The sequence below is a fragment of the Pseudomonas sp. PsB genome (assembly GCF_043658375.1).
GTDB classification, from domain to species: domain Bacteria; phylum Pseudomonadota; class Gammaproteobacteria; order Pseudomonadales; family Pseudomonadaceae; genus Aquipseudomonas; species Aquipseudomonas putida_Z.
The window spans coordinates 54,283-71,321 of record NZ_JBIGLU010000009.1 but is presented as its reverse complement, the minus strand read 5'-3'; the positions used below and the strand labels follow the sequence as shown (position 1 = coordinate 71,321).

Genomic DNA, 17,039 nt, shown 5'->3' with positions numbered 1-17,039 from the left:
GGCGTAGGCTCGGTTACCTGGGGATGGGTAAATTTTCACACATGACAGGTGGGCCATTATACGGCTAAGTCAGGAACATGCCCGGGGAGTTTGTAGCGGGGGGTTACGGCAGGGGTGTATTCCTGTACCGGCCCTTTCGCGGGCATGCCCGCTCCCACAGGGATATCACTGCTTCCTAAGGCTGTGCTGTACCTGTGGGAGCGGGCGAGCCCGCGAAGAGGCCGGTGCAGGTCAATCCTGGCTGATCGGCAGGATATAGCTCTTGAACTCGTTATCCTCACGAAACCCGATGGATTCGTAAGTCTTGTGCGCTACCTCATTGTCCGCACTGGTCGACACCCGCATGCGCACGGCGTTGGTTTCCTTGGCCATTTTCTTCGCCTCGCGCATCAGGTGGTCGGCCACCAGCATGCGCCGCGAGTCCTCGGCCACATAGATATCGTTGAGAATCCATACCCGCTTCAATGACAGCGATGAGTAGCTTGGGTACAGCTGGCAGAATCCCAGCAGTTTGCCGTCGTCATCATCGGGTAGCGCCAGGTAGATCACCGACTCATCCCGCTTCAGGCGCTTCTCCAGGAAACTGCGCGAGCTGTCAGGGTAGGGTAGCTGCCCATAGAACTCACGGTATTTGACGAACATCGGCGTGAGCAGATCGAGGTGTTCCAGGGTTGCCTTGATGATGCGCATGTGCGGCCCTCAGAGTCCATTAGGGGAAACAGCGGATTGCCATCAGCCTTCAAGGGCATGCTGCCCAATGCGCGGTGCAAGTGCAATCCGCCTTCCGTGACATGTTTTTTACCCTTTGCCGAGCAGGAAGTTACCTTTCTGGCCGGTGCTGTGTTCACTCTCCAGGCTATGGACCTCGGCTTCGTCCTTCAGATTCACTCCGGAAAGCTGGCGCCGGCAGGCTTCGCGCATCAAGTACAGCAAGCGGTGCGCCGCCATGCCATAACTCAGGCCCTCCAGGCGGATGTTGGAAATGCAGTTGCGGTAGGCATCGGTCAGGCCGACCTTCGGTGCATAGGTGAAGTACAGGCCAAGGCTGTCGGGCGAGCTGAGCCCCGGGCGTTCGCCGATCAGCATCACCGTCATTCGTGCGCCCAGCAGTTCACCAACCTCGTCGGCCACTGCCACGCGGCCCTGCTGCACCAGCACCACCGGGGCGCTGGTCCAGCCATCGGCGGCGGCCTGTTCCTCGAAACGCGCCAGGAACGGCAGGGTGTGGCGGTGCACGGCCAGTGCCGACAGGCCGTCAGCGACGACGATGGCCAGGTCGACCCCGCCGGGGTTGGCCTGGGCGTGCTGGCGCAGCGCGGCAACCGAATCTTCGTTCAGCCGTCGCCCCAGGTCCGGGCGTTGCAGGTACTGGTTGCGGTCGCTGGCGGCGCTGTGCAGCACCAGGCTTTCGCGCCCGCGGTCACTCAGCTGTGTAGCCAGGCCGGCATGGTCGAAGGCCAGGTGCACGGCGTCGCGGGCCTGGGCGTGGGCAAACTGGAAGTCCAGCTGCGCACCGGTCGGCAGGCTGGTGCCGGTGCGGCCCAGGGCTATGCGCGCCGGGGTCAGGTTGCGCAGGGCCAGCCAAGGGTTGTCGGGGGTAGGCGTGCGGTGGTCCATGGTCATCCCTATGCAAGCTGTGCCAAGGCCTGGCGGAAGGCCGGCGGCAGGTTGTCACCAAAGCGCACCCGGCCATCGGCCTGGGTGAAGATGCCGGTGCGGGCCAGCCATGCCTCGAATTCCGGCCCGGGCTTCAGGCCCAGGGTCTGGCGCGCGTACAGCGCGTCGTGGAACGAGGTGGTCTGGTAGTTGAGCATGATGTCGTCGGAGCCGGGGATGCCCATGATGAAGTTGATCCCGGCCACGCCCAGCAGGGTCAGCAGGGTGTCCATGTCGTCCTGGTCGGCCTCGGCGTGGTTGGTGTAGCAGATGTCGCAACCCATCGGCACTCCCAGCAGCTTGCCGCAGAAGTGGTCTTCGAGGCCGGCGCGGATGATCTGCTTGCCGTTGTACAGGTACTCCGGGCCGATGAAACCGACCACGGTGTTGACCAGAAACGGCTTGAAGTGGCGGGCCACGGCATAGGCGCGGGTTTCACAGGTCTGCTGGTCGACGCCGTGGTGGGCGTTGGCCGACAGCGCGCTGCCCTGGCCGGTTTCGAAGTACATCAGGTTCTGCCCGAGGGTGCCGCGTTTCAGCGAAAGGCCCGCTTCGTAGCCTTCCTGCAGCACGTTCAGGTTGATGCCGAACCCGGCGTTGGCCGCCTCGGTGCCGGCGATGGACTGGAACACCAGGTCCAGTGGCACGCCACGGTTGATCGCCTCGATCGAGGTGGTGACGTGGGTCAGCACGCAGGCCTGGGTGGGGATGTCGTAGCGCTGGATGATGGCGTCGAGCATTTCCAGCAGGGCGCAGATCGAGGCGATGCTGTCGGTGGCCGGGTTGATGCCGATCATGGCGTCGCCGTTACCGTACAGCAGGCCGTCGAGAATGCTGGCGGCGATGCCGGCTGGCTCGTCGGTGGGGTGGTTGGGCTGCAGCCGGGTCGACAGGCGCCCGCGCAGGCCCATGGTGCCACGGAACCGGGTGACCACGCGGATCTTCTGTGCCACCAGCACCAGGTCCTGCACGCGCATGATCTTCGACACCGCGGCGGCCATTTCCGGCGTCAGCCCGGGTGCCAGGTTGCGCAGGCTGTCCTCGTTGGCCTCTTCGCTCAGCAGCCAGTCGCGCAGGCCACCCACGGTCAGGTGGCTGACCGGGGCAAAGGCCTGGGCATCGTGGGTGTCGATGATCAGGCGTGTTACCTCATCATCTTCGTAAGGGATCAGCGCTTCGTTGAGGAAATGGGTCAGCGGGATATTGGCCAGGGCCATTTGTGCGGCGACCCGTTCGCCGTCGTTGCTGGCCGCGACGCCCGCCAGGTAGTCCCCCGAGCGGGCGGGGCTGGCCTTGGCCATCACTTCCTTGAGGCTGTCGAAGCGGTAGACCAGGTGGCCGACCGTGTGTACGAAACTTGCCATACAGACTCTCCAGAGCCGCGGGTTGCCCCGCGGCGGGTGGCGGCGATCAGTGCAGGGCCTCTTCGGCCTTCTGGATCGCGGCGAATTCCTCTTCCGGTGTACCCGCGACCAGGTGGTGGCGGCTGTAGAAAGCAAAGTAGGCAATTAATACCGCATAGATCACTGCGGCGCCAATCACCACCCGTGGGTCGACCAGGAAACCGGCGACCACGGCGATGCAGGCCAGTACCAGTGCCAGGCCCGAGGTGAAGATGCCACCGGGGGTGCGGTATGGGCGCTCCATCTTCGGCCGGCGGATGCGCAGGGTGATGTGCGCGGCCATCATCAGCACGTACGACAGGGTAGCGCCGAACACCGCTACCAGGATCAGCAGGTCACCCTGGCCGGTCAGCGACAGGGCAAAGCCGATGATCCCGGGGATGACCAAGGCCAGTACCGGGGCCTTGCTCTTGTTGGTTTCCGACAGCTTGCGCGGCAGGTAGCCGGCGCGGGACAGGGCGAAGATCTGCCGGGAGTAGGCGTAGATGATCGAGAAGAAGCTGGCGATCAGCCCGGCCAGGCCGACCAGGTTGACGAAACCGCCCATCCAGGTGCTACCGCCGTAGGCTTTGGACAAGGCCTCTACCAGCGGGTTGCCGGACGCTTTCAGTGCTTCGGAGCCTGCGCCGCCGGGGCCGACCACCAGGATCAGCAGGGCGAAGGCCAGCAGCACCAGCATGGCGCCGATCAGGCCGCGTGGCAGGTCACGCTTGGGGTTCTTGGTTTCTTCGGCAGCCAGCGGCACGCCCTCTACGGCGAGGAAGAACCAGATGGCATAGGGGATGGCCGCCCACACGCCGACATAGCCGAACGGCAGGAAGCTGCTGGCGCCCACGGCGTCCGTTTTGGCGATGTCGAACAGGTTGGCTGCATCAAAATGGGGCACCATGCTCACCAGGAACACGGCCAGGGCGATGGCGGCGATGGCGGTGATGATGAACATCAGCTTCAACGCCTCACCCACGCCAAAGATGTGGATGCCGATGAACACGATGTAGAACGCCAGGTAGATCATCCAGCCGCCGATGCCGAACAGTGACTGGCAGTAGGCGCCGATGAACACCGCGATGGCGGCGGGGGCGATGGCGTACTCGATGAGGATCGCCGTCCCGGTGAGGAAGCCGCCCCAGGGGCCGAATGCGCTGCGGGCAAAGCCGTAGCCGCCGCCTGCGGTGGGGATCATCGACGACAGTTCGGCCAGCGAGAAGCACATGCACAGGTACATGGTGGCCATCAGCAGGGTGGCGAGGAACATGCCGCCCCAGCCGCCCTGGGCCAGGCCGAAGTTCCAGCCGGCATAGTCGCCGGAGATGACGTAGGCCACGCCCAGGCCGACCAGCAGGACCCAGCCGGCGGCGCCTTTTTTCAGTTCACGTTGCTGGAAGTAGTCCGAGCCGACTTTTTCGAAATCGACGGAAGAGCCTGCCGGCGAGCCGGCGGAATGATCGCTTGGCATAGATTCACCTGTTGTTTTTCTTGGTGGCCGGACGGGTTCCGGGCCGATGGTGATGGGTACTGCAGGAAGCGAGCCAGAGCGGTTGGTGCACGGTTACCGCTCTGGGTTTTGTATATGCAGGCCTGGCCTCTTCGCGGGCTTGCCCGCTCCCACAGGGACTGCACAAGTTTCAAGACCGGCGCAATACCTGTGAGAGTGGGCGAGCCCGCGAAGGCCGCGACGCGGTTTAGAAGAAGCCCAACGGATTGATGTCGTAGCTCACCAGCAGGTTCTTGGTCTGCTGATAGTGGTCGAGCATCATCTTGTGGGTCTCACGCCCGACCCCCGACTTCTTGTAGCCACCGAACGCGGCATGCGCCGGGTACAGGTGGTAGCAGTTGGTCCACACGCGGCCAGCCTTGATCCCACGGCCCATGCGGTAGGCACGGTTGATGTCGCGGGTCCACACGCCGGCACCCAGGCCGAACTCGGTGTCGTTGGCGATCGCCAGGGCTTCGGCTTCGTCCTTGAAGGTGGTGACGCTGACCACCGGGCCGAAGATTTCTTCCTGGAACACGCGCATCTTGTTGTTGCCCTTGAGCAGGGTCGGCTGGATGTAGTAACCGGTGGCCAGCGAGCCTTCCAATTTCTCGACCTTGCCGCCGGTCAACAACTCGGCGCCTTCCTTCTGGGCGATGTCGAGGTACGACAGGATCTTCTCGAACTGCTGTTGCGAGGCCTGGGCGCCGACCATGGTGTCGGTGTCCAGCGGGTCGCCGCGCTTGATCTGCAGCACCTTCTTCATCACCACTTCCATGAACTGCGGGTAGATCGACTCCTGTACCAGTGCCCGTGACGGGCAGGTGCATACCTCGCCCTGGTTGAAGAACGCCAGCACCATGCCTTCGGCCGCCTTCTCGATGAAGCTTGGCTCGGCTTGCATGATGTCTTCGAAATACACGTTCGGCGACTTGCCGCCCAGTTCGACGGTGGACGGGATGATGTTCTCGGCGGCGCATTTCATGATGTGCGAGCCGACCGGGGTCGAGCCGGTGAAGGCGATCTTGGCGATGCGCTTGCTGGTGGCCAGTGCTTCACCGGCTTCGCGGCCAAAGCCTTGCACCACGTTGAGCACGCCTTTTGGCAGCAGGTCACCGATCACTTCCAGCAGCACGGTGATGCCCAGCGGGGTCTGTTCGGCCGGCTTGAGCACCACGCAGTTGCCGGCGGCCAGTGCCGGGGCAAGCTTCCAGGCGGCCATCAGGATCGGGAAGTTCCACGGGATGATCTGCCCGACCACGCCCAGCGGCTCGTGGATGTGGTAGGCCACGGTGCCTTCGTTGATTTCCGCGGCGCCGCCTTCCTGGGCGCGGATGCAGCCAGCGAAGTAGCGAAAGTGGTCGACCGCCAGCGGAATGTCGGCATTGAGGGTTTCGCGGATCGGCTTGCCGTTGTCCCAGGTTTCGGTGATTGCCAGCAGTTCGAGGTTCTGCTCGATACGGTCGGCGATCTTCAGCAGAACGTTGGAGCGGTCCTGCACTGAAGTGCGGCCCCAGGCGTCGGCCGCAGCGTGGGCGGCATCCAGGGCTTTATCGATGTCTTCGGCAGTGGAGCGAGGGAATTCAGCGATCAGCTTGCCATTCACCGGGGAGGTATTTTCGAAGTACTGCCCCTTTACCGGAGGAACGAACTCACCACCGATGTAGTTGCCGTAGCGGCTCTTGAAGGAAACCTTCGCGCCTTCGGTACCGGGATGTGCGTAACGCATGGTGTGTCTCCTGGCTATTGTGTTTGTTAGGGAGTTGGAAAGCGTAGAGCAAAGGTTGGGCCAGCGTTTCGAGCACCAGGCAAATCAATGACTTGGCTCGGTTCTTTGGGCCTGGCCCACGGTCGCTGTGCCAGCGCCGGTACGCGCGGGGGTGACACTTTGTGCCATTTGCGACACGTAACCGGAGGGTGCATTGCAAAGCCTTCCCGGGTGGAGGATGCTGGCGGGACTCTCTATCTGCGGAGAACTACAACAATGCAGAGCAATCATTTCAGTCGCCATGCCCAGCAAGTCCATACCGTCGCCCATGGTGGGGCCGGGGAGGGCGGCAGTGACCCGTCCATCGCCCGCTCCTGGCTGCGCTGCCTGGAGGACTACCACCTCGACCCGTCGGTGATCGAGGCTCCGGTGGTGCTCGAGCATGGGCGCCTGCTGGAAAGCCGCGAGCGCCTGCGCCAGGTGCTGCAGATTGCCGACCATGAAATGAACAGCCTGCACCAGCAGCTTTCCGGGGCCGGCCATGCAGTGCTGCTGACCGATGCCCGTGGGGTGATCCTGAATTGTGTCAGCGCGCCGACCGAGCGGCGCAGCTTCGAGCGCGCCGGCCTATGGTTGGGCGCTGACTGGAGCGAGGCGCGCGAGGGCACCAACGGCATCGGCACCTGCCTGGTCGAGCGCCAGGCGCTGACCATTCACCAGAACGAGCACTTCCGTGGTCGCCACACCGGCCTGACCTGCTCGGCCAGCCCGGTGTTCGACCCGCATGGCGAGCTGCTGGCAGTGCTGGATGTGTCTTCGGCGCGGCCCGACGTTTCCCGGCAAAGCCAGTTCCACACCATGGCCCTGGTCAACCTGTCGGCGAAGATGATCGAAAGCTGCTACTTCCTGCGCCATTTCGAACAGCAATGGCTGCTGCGTTTTCACCTGCAAGCCGAGTCGGTCGGCCTGTTCAGCGAAGGCCTGCTGGCGTTCGACGGTGACGGGCGCATCTGCGCCGCCAACCAGAGCGCGCTGAACCTGCTGGGCACGGTGCGTGGTGGCGTGCTGGGCAAACCGCTGGAACGCTTTTTCGCTTGCAGCCACGACGAACTGTTCAGCCGCGCCACGCCCGGTGGCAGCACGGCCTGGCCGCTGCATACCCTGGACGGGCGCCAGGTGTTCGCCAGCCTGCGTGGCCAGGCGCGCGCACCGGTGTGGTCGGTGCCGGCCGCCCAGCCGCGACCCGCACGGGAAGTGGAACCGCTTATCTGCCTGCTCGACCCGGCCTTGCAGAACGACTTCCGCCGCAGCGTGCGGGTGTTCGAGCGCGATGTGCCGCTGTTGCTGCGCGGCGAGACCGGCTGTGGCAAGGAGGCCTTTGCCCAGGCCGTGCACCAGGCCAGCGAGCGGCGCAGCAAGCCGTTCGTCGCCATCAACTGCGCCTCGATCCCGGAGAGCCTGATCGAGAGCGAACTGTTCGGCTACCGCGGCGGCAGCTTTACCGGTGCGCGCAAGGAAGGCATGCGCGGCAAGCTGCTGCAGGCCGATGGCGGCACCTTGCTGCTGGACGAGATTGGCGACATGCCACTGGCCCTGCAAACCCGCCTGCTGCGCGTGCTGGAGGAGCGCCAGGTGGTGCCGATCGGTGGCGAGCCGCAGGCGGTCGATGTGCGCATTGTCAGCGCTACCCACCGTGACCTGCTGGAACGGGTGGAGCAGGGCAGTTTCCGCGAGGACCTGTATTACCGGCTGAATGGCCTGGAAGTGGCATTGCCTGCGGTGCGCGAGCGCAGTGACAAGGCGCAGTTGCTGGACTTTCTGCTGCGTCAGGAGGCGCAGGGAGAACCGATCGATATCGAGCCCAGGGCGCGGCAGGCACTGCTCGACTTCGCCTGGCCGGGCAACGTGCGGCAGATGCGCAACGTGCTGCGTACCCTGGTGGCACTTTGCGAAGACTCCCGGATCATGTTCCCTGATCTCCCCGCCATTCTCCGCAACGGCACCGTCCCTGTAGGAGCGGCCTTATGTCGCGAAAGGGCCGCAGAGCGGCCCCAGGGTCCCAGCCGCGCCGACCAATTTGCAGGGGCTGCTTCGCAGCCCGATCGCGACACAAGGCCGCTCCTACAGGATGCGGAGCGGCAAGCATTGTTGGAGACGCTAGAGGCAAAACACTGGCACCTCACCCGTGTCGCCGAGCACTTGGGCATCAGCCGCAATACCTTGTATCGAAAACTGCGCAAACACGGCATCACCAGGGCCGACTGAGCGAAACATCTGGTGCGATTTGTCGCGCCCTGGGCTACCCTGCCTCGATGTTTTGCGAGGTCGACCATGCATATTCACATTCTCGGTATTTGCGGCACTTTCATGGGCTCGCTGGCGGTGCTGGCCAAGGAACTTGGCCACCGCGTCACCGGCTCGGACGCCAACGTCTATCCCCCGATGAGCACCCAGCTCGAAGCCCAGGGCATCGAGCTGACCCAAGGCTATGACCCGGCCCAGCTGGACCCGGCGCCAGACCTGGTGGTCATCGGCAACGCCATGTCGCGTGGCAACCCGGCGGTGGAGTACGTGCTGAACAAGGGCCTGCCCTATGTTTCCGGCCCGCAGTGGCTGGCCGACCACGTGTTGCAGGGCCGCTGGGTGCTGGCCGTTGCCGGTACCCACGGCAAGACCACGACCAGCAGCATGCTGGCCTGGGTGCTGGAACATGCCGGCATGAGCCCGGGCTTCCTGATTGGCGGTGTGCCACAGAACTTCTCGGTATCGGCGCGCCTGGGCGATACGCCGTTCTTCGTGGTCGAAGCCGACGAGTACGACAGCGCCTTCTTCGACAAGCGCTCGAAGTTCGTCCACTACCACCCGCGCACGGCGATTCTCAACAACCTTGAGTTCGACCATGCGGACATTTTCCCCGATCTGGCCTCGATCGAGCGGCAGTTCCACCACCTGGTGCGCACTATCCCCAGCGAAGGCCTGGTCATCCACCCCACCACCGAGCTGGCGCTGGAACGGGTGATCGGCATGGGTTGCTGGACCCCGGTGCAGACCACCGGTGAAGGTGGCCAGTGGCAAGCCCGTCTGCTCAGCCCCGACGGCTCGCGCTTCGAAGTGCTGTTCGACGGCGAAGCGCAGGGCGTGGTGGACTGGGCGCTGACTGGCCAGCACAACGTCGCCAACGCCCTGGCTACCCTGGCAGCGGCGCGCCATGTAGGCGTGGTGCCAGCCATGGGCATCGAAGGCCTGAGCGCCTTCAAGAGCGTCAAGCGGCGCATGGAGAAGGTTGCCGAAGTGCAGGGCGTGACCATCTACGATGACTTCGCCCACCACCCGACCGCCATCGCCACCACCCTCGACGGCCTGCGCAAGCGCGTCGGCGAGGCCCCGGTGATCGCCGTAATCGAGCCGCGCTCCAACTCGATGAAGCTCGGTGCCCACCGTGACGGCCTGCCGGAAAGCGTCAACGACGCCGACCAGGTGATCTGGTACGCCCCGGCCAACCTTGGCTGGGACCTGGCTGCAACCGCCGCGCAATGCAAAGTGCCCAGCGTGGTGGCCGACAGCCTCGAAGCGATCATCGAGCGGGTCAAGGGCCAGGCTCGCCCAGGCACCCATGTGGTGATCATGAGCAACGGCGGCTTCGGCGGCCTGCACGGCAAGCTGGCCGAGGCACTGAAGTGAGCGGGCCGGAACGCATCACCCTGGCCATGACGGGCGCCTCTGGCGCCCAGTATGGCCTGCGCCTGCTCGACTGCCTGGTGCGTGAGGACCGCGAGGTGCACTTCCTGATCTCCAAGGCCGCGCAACTGGTGATGGCTACCGAGACGGACGTGGTGCTGCCGGCCAAGCCACAGGCGATGCAGGCCTTCCTCACTGAATATACCGGCGCTGCCGACGGGCAGATTCGCGTGTATGGCAAGGAAGACTGGATGTCGCCGGTGGCCTCGGGCTCCGGCGCCCCGGCGGCAATGGTCGTGGTGCCCTGTTCCACCGGCACGCTGTCGGCGATTGCCACCGGTGCCTGCAACAACCTGATCGAACGTGCTGCCGACGTTACTCTCAAGGAGCGTCGCCAGCTGATCCTGGTGCCGCGCGAGGCGCCGTTCTCCACCATCCACCTGGAGAACATGCTCAAGCTGTCGCAGATGGGCGCGGTGATCCTGCCGGCGGCGCCGGGCTTTTATCACCAGCCGCAGACCATCGACGACCTGGTCGACTTCGTGGTGGCGCGCATTCTCAATCTGCTGAACATTCCCCAGGACATGTTGCCGCGCTGGGGTGAGCACCACTTCGGGGTGGATGATTGAAGCGAGCGCTGGCGGGTTCGCTGACGCTGGTGCTGCTTGGTGGCTGCGCCACGGTGCGCACGCTGGATGCCAACAAGCCCGGGGCACCGGTGGTGTATGCCGGTACCCGGTTGGACTTGTATGTGATCAATGGCGGGTGCTGCCCGCGGGATCATTACGGGGCTGATGCGCCGGCGTATCCCGGGCTGGACCTGCCGGGGAGCATGTTGCTGGATACCTTGTTGCTGCCGTTGTCGCTGCTCACGGCAGCCGGTGTAGGCTTCCAGGCCACCGGCGGCCTCTGAACAGATCGCGAACCTTTGTAGGAGCGGCCTTGTGTCGCGAAAGGGCCGCGAAGCGGCCCCAGCAATTGTTGCGCTAACACTAAAATCCGGGGGCCGCTGTGCGGCCCTTTCGCGACACAAGGCCGCTCCTACAAGTAGTACTGCGCAGGTCCAGGTCGATTATTTCTTGCCCAACCTGCGCAACTCATCCGACTCCACAATCCGCACACCGTCCTCTTCCTCCAGCGCCAGCCGCCACAGCGCCCGGGCCAAGGTACAAGCCTCGATCCCCCGATACTTCCCGGGTATCAGCTTGGCAAACGGCGAAGCCAACTGTTCGCCGAGCCGCGGCTGGACCCGCTCGCCCAGCAGCAACGATGGCCGCACGATGGTCAGCTGCGGCCAATCCTGGGCCTTGAGTGCCTCTTCCATCTCGCCTTTGACCCGGTTGTAGAAAACCGACGATTTCGGGTCGGCGCCCAACGCACTGACCACCAGCAGATGCCGTGCGCCCAACTCCCGGGCGCGCTTGCTGAACGCCACCACCATGTCCAGGTCCACCGCGCGGAAGGCCGACTCGGAACCGGCCTGCTTCAGCGTGGTGCCCAGGCAGCAGTAGGCGATATCGACCCGCCCGGCCAGCTGTGGAAGGAACACCGCCGGGTCGCCTACCGGGTTTTCCAGGTGCGGGTGCTCGGCCAGTGGCCGGCGGGTTGGCGCCAGTACGCGGGTGATGGTGGGCTCGTTGAGCAGGCGGTCGAGCAGGTGTTCACCTGTCAGACCCGTGGCACCGGCAAGCAGGACATGCTGAGGCGTCAAATACATGATGTCTCTCCCTTGTTACACACAAGCTTAGTGGTTGCCGGGCGTTTGCGCCTGTTCCCCCACGTTGGCCTGTGCGGCGTTACGCAATGCTTCTTCGGCCTGTTGGCGGCGCAGGTGCTGCCAGTGCTCAAGCACATTCGGCGGCGCCCACAGCTGCGGTTCGGAGGCCTCGAAACCTTCCCTTTGTTCTCTTTCGGCAACGCTGGCGCGCGCCAGTTCAAACGCCTGTTTCAGGTCGTCGGTCTGGTTCAGCGCTTCGGCGAACAGGGCATCGCCGAAGTAGGTGAAATCGGCTTCTTCCGAGCAACCGAAGGACACGCGGTCGGCCCGGGCGGCGGTCATGATCAGCGTGCGCTCATCCTTGAGCGGGGCGATATAGCCCCCTGAATAGCACGCGGATATGACAATGACCTTGTCGCGGTCCTTCAGCGGTGCCAGGGCGCTGGCGAGTTCGTCGGCGGACAGGTCGGCCAGCTGCAGGCGCGGTTGGTCGAACACCAGCTGGTGGTCGTGGCTGCCATGGCTGGTGAGGTAGATGAACACCAGGTCTTCGGGGCCGCTGCGCTCGGCCAGGGTGCGGGCGGCGCGGGTAAGGTTTTCACGCGTGGCCATGGGGCGGGTGGTCATGTGATCGCGGTGGTTGACCAAGGTCACCTGGCCACGGGCGCCAAAGCGCACCTTGAGCATGTTGCTGACGTAGTCGGCTTCGCGCATGAACACGCTCTGCTGGCCATCGCCGCCCACCACCAGGCTGTACAGCTGGACTGCTGGCGCCGAGCGCGGTACCCGGGCCAGCGCTTCGTCCAGCAAACGGCCCTGGTTGAGCAGCGCCAGGTCCAGCGGGTCGGGCAACAGTTTGCCGTTCTGGTCGCGTACGCGCACGCCGTTGCTCCAGGTGCCGCTTTCGACCTTGCCGTTGGCCAGGATCAGCCGGCCCTGGCCGTGGTAGGCATCGTTGAGGAAGCCGCCGATGTATTTGCTGCCGTCAGCCAGTTGCAGGCTGCCCCGGCCCGACAAGCGCCAGTCGGCAAAGGTGCCCTTGTAGTGGCTGCCATCGCTGCCCAGCAGTTCGCCTTCGCCGACCAGCGAGCCGTCCTTGAATTCGCCGATCCACACATCACCATCGGCATTTTCGTAGCGGCCACGGCCTTCCAGGCGGTTGTCCTTGAACTCACCGATGTACTGCTCGCCGTCGACGCTCTCGTAGGTGCCGCTGCCTTCCAGCTGGCCGTTGATGAAGTGGCCGCTGAACTGGTTGCCGCTGGCATCGCTGCGCACCCCGGCACCGTTGGGCTTGCCCTTGGCGAACAGGCCCTGATAGCGGCTGCCGTCGGCCAGTTCCAGCTCGCCGGCGCCTTCGTACAGGTCGTCCTTGAACTGGCCGCGGTAGGTCTGGTCGGCTTGCTTGAGGGTGCCTTCGCCGTCGCGGCGGCCGTGGCTGAAGGTGCCGGCATAGTGGCTGCCCGGGGTGTTCAGCTCACCTAGCCCCTGGAACAGCCCTGCGGCGAACTGGCCGCGGTAGACCTCGCCGTTGCGGCCGTGCCATTCGCCCTGGCCGTGCCATTGGCCGTCCTTGAAGGTACCGGCGTACCAGCTGCCGTTGGGGTAGTCGATCCGTCCCTCGCCTTGCAGCAGGCCATCGACCACCTGCCCCCGGTACCGCCCACCGTCAGGCAGGCGCGCGTCCGGCGGGAGCAGCGATTCGCCATCGCCGCAGGCGGCGAGCAGCAGGACCAGGGTGACGGGGAGCAGTGAACGCATGGCGAGAACCGGGCAATAGGTCTGCCGAGTATGACGCAGAATGGGATCCTGAAACAGCGAAGGCATGTGCTGGCGCAGCTCTCGAGCCTGCACTGCATCCAAAGCTGGCACGGAACCTGTGGGAGCGGGCGTGCCCGCGAACACCGGCGGAGCCGGTGCCATCCACCGAGCTGCCTGATTCGCGGGCACGCCCGCTCCCACAGGTTCCGCGGGGACTTTCAACTTTGCGTAATACCTGTGAGAGCAACTGTCTTGCTCAATTTCAAAAAGCTGGCGCGATCCCTGTGGGAGCGGGCGTGCCCGCGAACACCGGCGAAGCCGGTGCCATCCACCGAGTTGCCTGTTTCGCGGGCACGCCCGCTCCCACAGGTTCCGTGTTGCCTTTGAGGTGCAATCAGCGCACGCCCGGCGAAACGATGATCTTCACGTTCTCCTCCTTGTTGTTGACCAACTCCTCGAAGCCCAGCTCGACAATCTGCTCCAGCCCGATCCGCCCGGTCACCAGCGGGCGAATGTCCAGCCTGCCGTCAGCGATGAAGGCAATCACATCGGCAAACTCGCCGTTGTACGCCAACGCTCCCAGCACCTGCTTTTCGGTGGACACCAGTTCGAAGAAGTTGAACTCGCTAGGCTCCTCGAATATCCCCACCAATACGCACTTGCCCGCCTTGCGGATGGTGTCGATGGCCAGCTTGGCCGTGTGCTTGTTGCCGATGCATTCAAAACTCACATCCGCCCCCAGCCCGGCAGTCAGCTTGCGGATTTCCGCCAGGGCGTCGCACTGGCTTGGGTCCAGCACCACGCTGGCGCCAACCTCTTTGGCCTTGGCCTTGCGTGCCGAGGACATTTCCAGGGCGATCACCTGCGCCGCGCCTGCCGCCTTGGCACACATGATGGTGCACAGGCCGATGGTGCCGGCGCCGACCACCACCACCGTCTGGCCAAGCAGGCTACCGGCCTTCTTTACCGCATGCATGCCCACCGCCAGCGGTTCGATCAGCGCCCCGGCCTCTGCCGGGAAACCCTGCGGCAGCCGGTACAGCAGGTTGGCGGGCACGTTGACCAGTTCGGCAAAGGCGCCGTTGTTCATCAGGCCGGTGAAGGCCAGGCGCTCGCAGATGTTGTACAGGCCGTGGGTGCAGTAGTAGCAGGTGCCGCAATGCTGGCAGGCGTCCGCAGCCACCGGGTCACCGACGGCAAAACCTTCCACGCCTTCACCCAGCTTGGCGATCTGGCCGCAGAACTCGTGGCCGAGGATGCACTGGCCCTGGATGCCGGTCAGCGGGTGTGGTGCCTCCACCGGGATGAATACCGGGCCGGCGACGTATTCGTGCAGGTCGGAGCCGCAGATGCCGCACCAGTCCACCTTGATCTGTACCCAGCCGGGCGCAGGGTCGGCCGGCAGGGGCACCTGTTCGACGCGAATATCATTGCGGCCATGCCAGACGGCGGCACGCATGTGGGTGTGGCTCAGGTCATTCATTGTTGTTCTCCAGGCTCACGGAAAGGGCTTAGTGCTTGCGCAGGAACGCGAGCAGTTGCTGGTTCACCTGTTCGGCCGCCTCCATCTGCACCATGTGCCCAGCCTCGGGCAGCACCAGCACTTCAGCCTCCAGCCCTTCGGCATGGCTGGCCGGGATGATCGCGTCCTTGCCGCCCCACACCACCAGGGCCGGGTGCTGCCCCAGTACCCCGCGCAGGTCGTGGCGCTGCCGGTCGCCGTCGGCGATGGCGGATACCAACAGGCGCAACGCGTCGTCCACCCCTTCAAGGCGCTTGAACTTGAGCATGTCCTCCAGCATCTGCCGGGTGACCAGTGCCGGGTCGGCAAACAGCTGCACCATCTGCGGCTTGAGGGCATTGCGGTTGGCGGCAGCGACGAAGCCTTGCAGGTACTGCCCGTTTATCGCCTCGCCCAGCCCGGCACTGGCCACCAGGCTCAGGCTGGCCACCCGCTGCGGCGCCAGGCGCGCCACGTTCAGGCTGACCGCGCCGCCCATGGAGTGGCCGGCCAGGTGGGCCTTGGCGATGTCCAGGTGGTCGAGCAGGGCCAGCACGGTTTCGCTCAACTCATCCAGGTCGCCCCGTTGCAGGGCCTTGGCCGACTCGCCATGGCCCGGCAGGTCGAGGGCGATCACCCGTCGCTCGGCAGCCAGCGCCGGGTGGTTGAACAGCCAGTTGTTGAGGTCGCCGCCAAAACCGTGCACCAACACCAGTGGCGTGCCGCCTTCGCCCAGCTCGAACCAGCGCAGCAGGCGGCCCCCCACTTGCGCCTTCTGCGGGGCCGGCCCCTGGGCCTGGTCGGCGCCACCCTCGGCGACGAACTCGGCCTGGAAGCGCTGCACCACGGCATCGATTTCAGCTTCTTCGGCTTCGCCTTCCACCACCACCGCCAGCAGGGCACCGACCGGCAGGGTTTCATCCGGTTTGGCCACCTGGCGGCGCAACACTCCGCTGAACGGGGCTTCGACGCTGCTGCTGATCTTGTCGGTCTCGACGTCCAGCACCTCGTCGCCCTTGTTGATTTCGTCACCTTCCTGTTTCAGCCAGGTGTCCACCCGGCCCTCGGTCATCGACAGGCCCCACTTGGGCATGGTCAGGGTATGGATCTGGCTCATGCGGCACTCCTTGCGGCTTCGATCACTTTGCGTACCGCAGCCTCGATCTTCGCCGCGTCAGGGATGTACAGGTCTTCCAGGGCATCGGAGAACGGCACGGGAGTATGCGGGGCGGTGACCATTTCGATCGGGCCCCTGAGCGCGCCGAAGGCCTTCTGTGCCACCAGCGCGCTGATGTCGGTGGCCATGGAGCAACGCGGGTTGGCTTCGTCGATCACCACCAGGCGGCCGGTCTTTTCCACGCTTTCCAGGATGCTGTCCTCGTCCAGCGGGCTGGTGGTGCGCAGGTCCAGCACCTCGCAGTCGATACCCTGGCGGGCCAGGTTGTTGGCTGCTTCCAGCGCCACATGCACCATGCGGCCATAGGTGACCAGGGTCACGTCGTCACCATCGCGCAGGAAGTTGGCTTCGCCGAACGGCACGGTGTAGACCTCTTCCGGCACCTCGCCTTGCATGCTGTACAGCAGCTTGTGCTCGCAGAAGATCACCGGGTCGTTGTCGCGGATCGCCTGTATCAACAGGCCCTTGGCATCGTACGGCGAGGACGGGCAGACCACCTTCAGGCCGGGAATGTGCGTCCACAGCGAGGTGAGCATCTGCGAGTGCTGGGCCGCCGCGCGCAGGCCGGCGCCGTACATGGTGCGCATCACCAGCGGGGTGACCGCCTTGCCGCCGAACATGTAGCGGAACTTGGCGGCCTGGTTGAGGATCTGGTCCAGGCAGCAGCCGGCGAAGTCGACGAACATAAGCTCGCACACCGGGCGCAGGCCCTGGGTGGCAGCACCGACGGCGGCGCCGACGTAGCCGATTTCCGACAGCGGCGCGTCGAGCACGCGCCCCGGGAACTGGTGGTAAAGGCCCTTGGTCACGCCCAGCACGCCACCCCAGGCGTCATCCTCGCCGGGGGCACCGGCGCCGCCGGCAACGTCTTCGCCAATGATGAACACCGTGTTGTCGCGGCGCATTTCCTGGGCCAGGGCTTCGTTGATGGCCTGCTGGTAGCTGATCTTTCTTGCCATGGTGA

General features: G+C 64.8%; 14 protein-coding genes. 4 read left to right on the top strand and 10 right to left on the bottom strand.

Annotated features, from left to right (window positions below):
* Window positions 1–231: 231 nt before the first annotated feature.
* The 5 genes from ACGLHT_RS13660 to ACGLHT_RS13640 all read right to left on the bottom strand — a co-directional run bounded on the left by ACGLHT_RS13660 (window position 232) and on the right by ACGLHT_RS13640 (window position 6,262).
* The gene (locus tag ACGLHT_RS13660; RefSeq protein ID WP_003257044.1) at window positions 232–690 is read right to left on the bottom strand and encodes a GNAT family N-acetyltransferase; all 459 of its coding nucleotides are present in this window, start codon (window positions 688–690) and stop codon (window positions 232–234) included.
* 108 nt (window positions 691–798) lie between these two features.
* A complete protein-coding gene (gene eutC / locus ACGLHT_RS13655) occupies window positions 799–1,617 on the bottom strand; it encodes an ethanolamine ammonia-lyase subunit EutC (protein ID WP_025337548.1) in 819 nt (272 codons plus the stop codon).
* Window positions 1,618–1,625: 8 nt separating this feature from the next.
* Entirely contained in the window at window positions 1,626–3,020 is a 1,395-nt protein-coding gene (locus ACGLHT_RS13650; RefSeq protein WP_025337549.1) for an ethanolamine ammonia-lyase subunit EutB, read from the bottom strand.
* A 46-nt stretch (window positions 3,021–3,066) separates the two neighbouring features.
* Window positions 3,067–4,515 (bottom strand): ethanolamine permease, encoded by a 1,449-nt coding sequence (eat, locus tag ACGLHT_RS13645; protein WP_025337550.1) that lies wholly within the window; start codon window positions 4,513–4,515, stop codon window positions 3,067–3,069.
* Window positions 4,516–4,741: 226 nt separating this feature from the next.
* Window positions 4,742–6,262 (bottom strand): aldehyde dehydrogenase family protein, encoded by a 1,521-nt coding sequence (locus tag ACGLHT_RS13640; RefSeq protein ID WP_025337551.1) that lies wholly within the window; start codon window positions 6,260–6,262, stop codon window positions 4,742–4,744.
* 255 nt (window positions 6,263–6,517) lie between these two features.
* Here ACGLHT_RS13640 and ACGLHT_RS13635 point away from each other — a divergent pair, with 255 nt between their 5' ends.
* From ACGLHT_RS13635 to ACGLHT_RS13620, 4 genes are all read left to right on the top strand, one after another.
* Entirely contained in the window at window positions 6,518–8,506 is a 1,989-nt protein-coding gene (locus tag ACGLHT_RS13635; RefSeq protein WP_137162898.1) for a sigma-54-dependent Fis family transcriptional regulator, read from the top strand.
* Window positions 8,507–8,572: 66 nt separating this feature from the next.
* On the top strand, window positions 8,573–9,922 hold the full coding sequence (mpl, locus tag ACGLHT_RS13630) for a UDP-N-acetylmuramate:L-alanyl-gamma-D-glutamyl-meso-diaminopimelate ligase (RefSeq protein ID WP_075044477.1): 1,350 nt from the start codon (window positions 8,573–8,575) through the stop codon (window positions 9,920–9,922).
* Window positions 9,919–10,548 carry a flavin prenyltransferase UbiX gene (gene ubiX / locus ACGLHT_RS13625; RefSeq protein ID WP_013970698.1) on the top strand — a complete coding sequence of 210 codons (630 nt, stop codon included), beginning with the start codon at window positions 9,919–9,921 and terminating at the stop codon, window positions 10,546–10,548. Before mpl ends, ubiX begins: the two co-directional genes overlap by 4 nt.
* Window positions 10,545–10,832: a YceK/YidQ family lipoprotein gene (locus ACGLHT_RS13620; RefSeq protein ID WP_274120390.1), complete on the top strand. Its 288-nt coding sequence runs from the start codon at window positions 10,545–10,547 to the stop codon at window positions 10,830–10,832. Before ubiX ends, ACGLHT_RS13620 begins: the two co-directional genes overlap by 4 nt.
* Before the next feature lie 159 nt (window positions 10,833–10,991).
* Here ACGLHT_RS13620 and ACGLHT_RS13615 read toward each other — a convergent pair whose 3' ends face one another.
* The 5 genes from ACGLHT_RS13615 to ACGLHT_RS13595 form a co-directional block, all read right to left on the bottom strand.
* Window positions 10,992–11,636: an oxidoreductase gene (locus tag ACGLHT_RS13615; protein ID WP_085591948.1), complete on the bottom strand. Its 645-nt coding sequence runs from the start codon at window positions 11,634–11,636 to the stop codon at window positions 10,992–10,994.
* 27 nt (window positions 11,637–11,663) lie between these two features.
* Window positions 11,664–13,397, bottom strand: coding sequence for a C13 family peptidase (locus ACGLHT_RS13610; protein ID WP_274078657.1), 1,734 nt, complete (start codon window positions 13,395–13,397; stop codon window positions 11,664–11,666).
* Window positions 13,398–13,791: 394 nt separating this feature from the next.
* Entirely contained in the window at window positions 13,792–14,856 is a 1,065-nt protein-coding gene (locus ACGLHT_RS13605) for a 2,3-butanediol dehydrogenase (RefSeq protein WP_230386520.1), read from the bottom strand.
* Window positions 14,857–14,908: 52 nt separating this feature from the next.
* Window positions 14,909–16,015, bottom strand: a complete 1,107-nt coding sequence (locus ACGLHT_RS13600; RefSeq protein WP_274120389.1) for an acetoin dehydrogenase dihydrolipoyllysine-residue acetyltransferase subunit — start codon at window positions 16,013–16,015, stop codon at window positions 14,909–14,911.
* Window positions 16,012–17,034: an alpha-ketoacid dehydrogenase subunit beta gene (locus ACGLHT_RS13595; protein WP_085693246.1), complete on the bottom strand. Its 1,023-nt coding sequence runs from the start codon at window positions 17,032–17,034 to the stop codon at window positions 16,012–16,014. The genes ACGLHT_RS13600 and ACGLHT_RS13595 overlap by 4 nt, the downstream gene beginning before the upstream one ends.
* Between the last annotated feature and the right edge of the window lie 5 nt (window positions 17,035–17,039).